This window comes from Shewanella vesiculosa, from assembly GCF_009994065.1.
GTDB lineage: Bacteria > Pseudomonadota > Gammaproteobacteria > Enterobacterales > Shewanellaceae > Shewanella > Shewanella vesiculosa.
This window is the reverse complement of record NZ_JAACSD010000029.1, coordinates 1-1192: the sequence shown is the minus strand read 5'-3', so window position 1 is coordinate 1192 and position 1192 is coordinate 1. Positions and strand designations below refer to the sequence as shown.

Sequence of the window (1192 nt, the reverse complement as noted above, 5' to 3'; positions counted from 1 at the left end):
ATCTGTATCACCAGATGAACCTAGGGCTCTGAATAAAGTAGCGAGCCTGACAATGTAACGAAGATTGGTCATGGACTAATTGGGATCTAAATCGTGAGAGAACGATCCTCCTGATAACCACAAATTGGGTGAGTGCTAGGTAGTCAGTATGATGAACATAAGTGAATCCGCGCAAGGTGCGTTATGTGATGAAACAGCGGAAGTGGTTAATACGCTGTAGCCAAAAGGCATGAGAGTTGGAAAGAGATTGCCCCATGCTCTTTCGTGATCAATACGCTCTCCGCACTATAGCGGGCATCTAACCTGACATTGCGCGACATACGGAACACGGTAAGCCTATATCGCTCCCTTTGGGAAAGCTGATTTGGCCGATAGTGATGTAGGTATAGGAGGTTGGAAAAAGCAAAGGCTGCATTGTAACGATGCAGATACAGACTTGTGTCTGGTCACGAAAGTGAGCCCACTTCCGACTGGTCTCCCGTTGCAAGATAATGTGAAGAACTTTATTCAAGGAGAAACGCAAATGATGATTTCAACAGAGATTAGTGCCTCTCCTGACAGCGAACAATGGCAGTCCATAGACTGGAAATCTGTTGAACCGCATGTATTAAAGCTTCAGATGCGTATTGCAAAGGCAACACGAGAAGGGAAACACGGTAAAGCGAAAGCGTTGCAGTGGATACTGACTCACTCGCGTTCAGCAAAACTTCTTGCTGTTAAGCGTGTATCACAAAATAAAGGCAGTAAAACGCCTGGAATAGACGGTGTTATCTGGAATACAGATACCCGCCGCATGAAAGCAGTAAATCAATTGAGCAGGAAGGCATATCAAGCCAAACCACTCAAGCGTATCTATATCCCCAAAAAGAATGGCAAACTCAGACCTCTTGGTATCCCATGCATGATAGACAGAGCACAACAAGCGCTCCACCTTCTTGCATTAGAGCCTATATCGGAGACGCTTGCCGACCCTAACAGCTATGGATTTAGACCAAATCGTAGCACTGCTGACGCAGTCGATCAGTGCTTCAAATGTTTGGCTCTAAAGAAATCAGCACAATGGGTTCTTGAGGGGGACATCAAATCCTGCTTTGACAAAATCGGGCATCAATGGCTAATTGATAACATCGCCATAGATAAACGAATGTTGGAACAATGGTTAAAGTCTGGTTTTATGGACAAAGGGCTGTTT

General features: G+C 45.1%; 1 protein-coding gene. It reads left to right on the top strand.

Annotation, left to right across the window (positions count from 1 at the left end; translation table 11 throughout):
- Window positions 1–523: 523 nt before the first annotated feature.
- The coding region (locus GW828_RS19240) for a reverse transcriptase N-terminal domain-containing protein (RefSeq protein WP_273693550.1) at window positions 524–1192 on the top strand (669 nt) is incomplete at its 3' end.